At 69.1% G+C, this 5,367-nt stretch carries 5 protein-coding genes; 3 read left to right on the forward strand and 2 right to left on the reverse strand.

Annotation, left to right across the window (positions count from 1 at the left end):
- Window positions 1-1,589 (forward strand): PPC domain-containing protein (locus AB0C29_RS31880; RefSeq protein ID WP_360828009.1); only part of this gene is annotated, 1,589 nt, incomplete at its 5' end.
- Between the two features lie 57 nt (window positions 1,590-1,646).
- On the opposite strand, the gene AB0C29_RS31885 is transcribed toward AB0C29_RS31880, so the two are convergent.
- Window positions 1,647-1,979, reverse strand: a complete 333-nt coding sequence (locus tag AB0C29_RS31885) for an STAS domain-containing protein (RefSeq protein WP_212989343.1) — start codon at window positions 1,977-1,979, stop codon at window positions 1,647-1,649.
- A gap of 137 nt (window positions 1,980-2,116) precedes the next feature.
- On the opposite strand from AB0C29_RS31885, the gene AB0C29_RS31890 reads away from it, so the two are divergent.
- Window positions 2,117-2,587, forward strand: coding sequence for a peroxiredoxin (locus AB0C29_RS31890; RefSeq protein ID WP_360828012.1), 471 nt, complete (start codon window positions 2,117-2,119; stop codon window positions 2,585-2,587).
- Window positions 2,588-2,591: 4 nt separating this feature from the next.
- Here the strand turns inward: AB0C29_RS31890 and zwf are convergent, their stop codons facing one another.
- The gene (gene zwf / locus AB0C29_RS31895; protein WP_360828015.1) at window positions 2,592-4,088 is read right to left on the reverse strand and encodes a glucose-6-phosphate dehydrogenase; all 1,497 of its coding nucleotides are present in this window, start codon (window positions 4,086-4,088) and stop codon (window positions 2,592-2,594) included.
- Between the two features lie 159 nt (window positions 4,089-4,247).
- Between zwf and AB0C29_RS31900 the strand changes: the two genes are divergently transcribed.
- Window positions 4,248-5,186 (forward strand): exopolyphosphatase, encoded by a 939-nt coding sequence (locus AB0C29_RS31900; protein ID WP_360828018.1) that lies wholly within the window; start codon window positions 4,248-4,250, stop codon window positions 5,184-5,186.
- Window positions 5,187-5,367 lie beyond the last annotated feature (181 nt).

The following is a 5,367-nucleotide window of genomic DNA, read 5'->3' on the forward strand; positions in this document are numbered from 1 at the left end:
CCCGCGGCTCCAACGAGGACCCCGCCTCCGCCCAGCTGATCAAGAACTTCGGCACCGGCAGCGGCCAGAACCCGGCCATCCGCATCCTCGGCGCGCTCACTCCCGAGAGCGTCACCCCCGCCGCCCGGGCCGCCACCCCGGAGGACGACGGGTCGATCCCGCTCGCCGGGGCCACCGGCATCGGCGCCGCCCGCCGGGCGATCGTCACCACCGCCGCCATCGGTGACGGCCCGCACGGCTCCGCCGGTACGGGCACCAACGACTTCGACTTCTACTCGCTGCAGGCCACCGCCGGACAGGTGGTGACCGTGCAGACGGCCACCCCGACGGGCGCGCTGGACACGCTGGTGGCGCTGTACACGCCGGACGGCACGATCGTGGCCAGCAACGACGACGCGGCCGGCTCCTTCGACAGCCTGCTGCAGTACAAGGTCCCGGCCACGGGCACCTACTACGCGGTCGTCGCGGCGTACAGCGGGCTGCCGGCCGATCCGTTCGATCCGGCCAGCGGGGACGGCGGGGCCAGCGAGGGCCCGTACACCGTGACCATCTCGGCGGCCTCGGACGACCAGGACTTCTTCGCGATCAAGCTCAAGGCCGGTGACGTGCTCGGCGCCTCGGCCAAGGGCGCGCCGGCGTACCTGACGGTCTACGACACCAACCCGCGCGAGGTGCACGGGTCGGACCAGGACGCCACCTACATCTACCCGCCGTCCTCGCCGCTGCCCGGTGGCGGCAACGCGGCCACCGACTACGTGGCGACCAAGGCCGGTTGGCACTACGTGGGCGTGGCCCGGGGTTCCGGCAGCTACGACATCACCGTCGAGGCTTACCGGCCGGTCCTGCAGGGGGCCAAGCCCGTGCAGACGCTGTTCCTGGACTTCGACGGGGCCCGGGTCAACACCGGTGTCTTCGGCGGCACCGGGAACGTGACGCTCAGCCCGTTCTCCGCGTTCCTCGCCAAGTGGGGCATCCCGCGCGTGCAGGAGGACGAGGTGATCGACGCGGTGGTCGCGAGCGTCACCGAGAACATCAAGCAGGATCTGATCGCCAGCGGTCTCAACAGCAAGTTCCGGGTGAAGATCCTGAACAGCAAGGACCACGCGGACCCGTGGGGCCAGGCGAACGTGAGCCGCATCGTGGTCGGCGGCACGATCGACGAGTCCGGGGTCGAGACCATCGGCATCGCGCAGAGCATCGACCCGGGCAACTTCGAGACCGAGGAGACCGCCCTGGTGCTGCAGGACGTGCTCAGTGACCCGGCCGGTGGGCCGGCCTCGCTGAACACGTACCTGACCCCGGCCAGCGACCGGGTGGCCTTCGTCGGCCAGGCGGTGGGCAACGTGACCGCGCACGAGGCGGGTCACTTCTTCGGTGACTGGCACACCGACAACGCCGACGAGACGGCCAACCTGATGGACTCGGGTGGCGCCAACTTCGACGTGCTCTTCGGCGTCGGCCCGGACGGCGTCGGCGGTACGGCTGACGACGCGGATGTCGACTTCGGCGACAGCCAGTTCAGCCCGGCGGAAGGCTTCGTCGGCACGGAGGACACGCTGGGCCGGATCGTCTTCGGTCTGACCAGCTGACCCTCGGACACGGCAGGGGCGTCCCGGGCATCCGGGGCGCCCCTCTCGCTGCCGGGGTCAGTCCTTCATGGCGGTCTCGACGTCGGCGTGCAGCGACAGATAGTCGATCAGGCCGAGGGTGTCGAGCAGCCGCCGCAGGAAACCGGAGGGTGCCGCGAGCCGGACCCAGCCACCGCGTTCCATCGCGCGGCCGTGCGCCGTCACCAGGACGCCGACGCCCATGGAATCGCAGAAGTCGAGTCCCGACAGGTCGACGATGATCCGAGGGCTGGGACGTTCCACGAGGCGGCTGAGGTTGGCCTTCAGCGACGGCGCGGTGTCGATGTCCAGGGAGCCGCGCAATGTCAGAACGGCCGTGTTGGGCGGGTGGTGCGCGACCGAGACCTGCATGGCGGTGTCGCTTTCGTCGGGGGCGGGCAGGGGTCAGTCAGGTCAGTCAGGGGTCGTGGCGGACAGGACAGGTGGGTGTCTCCACCCTAGGCGAGGACGCGCTCGGCGGCAGACTCAGCCCGGAGTACGTTGATCACGTGAGCATCGACAAGGGTGACGTCGCCCCGGACTTCGAACTACCCGACCAGCACGGCACCGCGCGGCGGCTGAGCACCTTGCTCGCCGACGGCCCGGTCGTGCTGTTCTTCTATCCGGCCGCGATGACCAGCGGCTGCACGGCCGAGGCCTGCAACTTCCGGGACCTGGGCGCCGAGTATGCCGCGGCCGGCGCGCAGCGGGTCGGTATCAGCCGGGACAAAGTGGACAAGCAGCGGCAGTTCGCCGAGCTGCACGGCTTCGACTACCCGCTGCTCTCGGACCCGGAGAACAGCGCGGCCGAGGCGTACGGGATCAAGCGCCGGCTGCCGCTCGGCCCGCTGAGCGTCAAGCGGGTGACCTTCGTGATCGACACCGACCGCACCGTGCTCGACGTCATCCACAGCGAGCGCGACATGAACGAGCACGCCGACCGGGCCCTCGACGTGGTGAAGGCCCGATCGGCGCGGTAACTCGTCAGACCGCGTTGCGCCACTTGCGGCCGCTGCGGCCGATCAGGCGGTCGGCGTCCGTCGGGCCCCACGAGGCGGCCTCGTAGGTCGGGATCGGCGACATGTCGTTCTTCCAGTGCTCGATGATCGGGTCGACGATCCGCCAGCACTGCTCGACCTCGTCGGTGCGGATGAACAGCGTGGGGTCGCCGAGCAGGGCGTCGAGCAGCAACCGCTCGTAGGCCTCCGGCGACTCCTCGCGGAACGTCTGCTCGTACGAGAAGTCCATGCTGGCCGTGCGCACCCGGAACGAGTGGCCCGGGACCTTGGCGCCGAAGCGCAGCGAGATGCCCTCGTTGGGCTGGATCCGCAGGATCAGCGCGTCCGCGTCCAGCTCGGTGAGCTGGTTGGTCGGGATCGGCAGGTGCGGCGGCCGCTGGAACTGCAGGGCGACCTCGGTCACCCGGGCGGGCAGCCGCTTACCGGTACGCACGTAGAACGGCACCCCGGCCCAGCGCCAGTTGTCGACGTTGAGCCGCATGGCCGCGTACGTCTCCGTGCGCGACAGCGGGTCGACGCCGACCTCGTCGCGGTAGCCGGCCATCAGGTCGTCGCGGGTGCCGCCGCGGGTGTACTGGCCGCGGACCGCCAGGTCGGCGATGTCGCGGTCGGTGGGCAGCCGGATCGCCTGGAGCAGCTTGACCTTCTCGTTGCGCAGCCCCTCGGCGTCGAACGAGGCCGGCGGCTCCATCAGCGCCAGGGCCAGCACCTGGAGCACGTGGTTCTGCACGATGTCGCGCATCGCGCCGGCGTGTTCGTAGAAGCCGCCGCGGGTGCCGACGCCGAGGGTCTCGGCCACGGTGATCTGCACGTGGTCGACCCACGAGCGGTTCCAGATGGGCTGGAAGATCGCGTTGGCGAAGCGCAGCGCGAGCACGTTCTGGACGGTGTCCTTGCCCAGGTAGTGGTCGATGCGGAAGACCTGGGGCTCGTCGAACGCGGCGTGCACGATGCCGTCGAGCTCGTGCGCGGTGCGCAGGTCGTTGCCGTACGGCTTCTCGATGACGAGCCGGGCGAACGAGCCCTCGCGCGCGTGGTTGAGCCCGGCGCCGGCCAGCCCGTTGATCACCGGCTGGAACGCCTCGGCGGGCGTCGAGAGGTAGAAGATCCGGTTGCCCGCGGTGCCACGGGTGGCGTCGAGCTCGTCGAGCACCTCGGCCAGCCGCTTGTAGGTCTCCGGGTTGTCGTAGCCGCCGGAGACGTAGCGGATGCCGCCGCCCTGCAGCTGCGGCTTGTCGGCGAGGCTGCGGCCACCGAGCGCGCTCTCGGCGAACTGGTGGTCCTCCATGGCCGTGCGGGCGACGCCGACCAGGGCGAACTCGCCGGGCAGCCGGTTGTGCCGGGCCAGGCTCTCCACGGCCGGCAGCAGCTTGCGCCGGGTGAGGTCGCCGGACGCGCCGAAGATCACCAGAGTGGCGGGCGGGGCGTTGCGGTCCTGTGCGAGCTGGGGAACGGTGTCCATCGTCAGGTCTTCCTCCGACCGCGTACGTGAGCTTCCGTGAGAACTTTACGCAGCGCGGGCTCCCACCGGATCAAACCGGTACGCCGATGCGACCAGGCCCATAGCCGCAAAAGTGGCAAACTGGAGAGTAAGGTGCCAATCGGCAGAGGGAGATTGCTCGTGAAGTACCGGCTCGTGACCCGCAGCGACTTCGACGGGTTGGTCTGCGCCGTCCTGCTGCGTGTGCTCGACATGATCGACGAGATCACCTTCGTGCACCCGAAGGACGTGCAGGACGGCGTGGTCGACATCACTGAGCGTGACATCTTGACCAACCTGCCGTTCGCTCCGGGCGCTCACATGGTGTTCGACCACCACCATTCGGAGACGCTGCGTAACAAGGGCGACCGGTCGAACCACGTCATCGACCCGGACGCGCCGTCGGCCGCCCGGGTGATCTACGACTACTTCGGCGGCGCGGAACGCTTCCCGGAGATCTCCGACGAGCTGATGCGCGCCGTCGACCAGGCGGATTCGGCCGATTACGCGCTGGACGACATCCTCGACCCGCAGGGCTGGACGCTGCTCAACTTCCTGATGGACAGCCGCACCGGGCTGGGCCGCTTCCGGGAGTTCCGGATCTCGAACTACCAGCTGATGATGCTGCTGATCGACGCCTGCCTGCAGCTGCAGACGGCCGACGAGATCCTCGAGCTGCCGGATCTCCGCGAGCGCGTCGAGCTCTACCGCGACTGCTCGGCGATGTTCGTGGAGCAGCTGCGCCGGGTCAGCCACGTCGACGGCGACGTGGTGGTGGTCGACCTGCGCGAGGAGGAGACGATCCACGCGGGCAACCGCTTCATGGTCTACGCCCTCTACCCGGAGTCCCGCGTCTCGATCCACATCATCTGGGGCCGCCAGAAACTCAACACCGTCTTCGCGTGCGGCAAATCGATCCTCGACCGCACCTCCCCGGTGGACATCGGCGAAGTAATGCTCCGCTACGGCGGCGGCGGCCACCAAGCCGCCGGAACCTGCCAGATCCCCCACGAAGACTCAGAACGAGTACTCCAAGAAATCATCCAGGCCCTGAAGACCCCACGCCCAGTCAAGGTTTGACGGGGTAACCGCCACCAAAGTCGGATTTGCGCCGTCGGTGTCGAGGGCGCCGAAAATGACCAGGCGCCCTTTGCCGTAGTCATTTTCGGTGGCCTCGACACCGACCTCGTGGGCGCAAATCCCGCCGAGCCGATGGCGAGGCCTTTTAATAGAGCGGGGCGGGAAGCCGAACCTTCCCGCC

Source organism: Actinoplanes sp. NPDC048791 (assembly GCF_040650095.1).
In the GTDB taxonomy this organism is placed as follows: domain Bacteria; phylum Actinomycetota; class Actinomycetes; order Mycobacteriales; family Micromonosporaceae; genus Actinoplanes.